Source organism: Delftia sp. S65 (assembly GCF_016516495.1).
GTDB classification, from domain to species: domain Bacteria; phylum Pseudomonadota; class Gammaproteobacteria; order Burkholderiales; family Burkholderiaceae_C; genus Comamonas; species Comamonas acidovorans.
In genome coordinates this window covers 1-214 of record NZ_JACVUR010000136.1, presented here as the reverse complement: position 1 = coordinate 214, position 214 = coordinate 1, and the positions used below count along the sequence as shown (strand labels likewise).

Here is a 214-nt window from a genome sequence, read left to right as displayed (position 1 = left end):
CCGGCGCCTGCCCACCTCGGCCCTGGCCGAGCGCGGCATTGCCGATGCGGCCAAGCTGCAGGTTGCCCGCGCCCAGGAGAGCCAGGGCCAGATGCCCGATGGGGCCGTCATCATCGCGGCCATCACCAGCTGCACCAACACCAGCAACCCGCGCAATGTCATTGCCGCCGCCTTGCTGGCGCGCAATGCCAATCGCCTGGGTCTCACGCGCAAG

1 protein-coding gene is annotated in these 214 nt (G+C 70.1%); it reads left to right on the top strand.

From position 1 onward, the window contains the following. The coding region (locus IAE24_RS30540; RefSeq protein WP_233630810.1) for an aconitase family protein at positions 1 to 214 on the top strand (214 nt) is incomplete at both ends.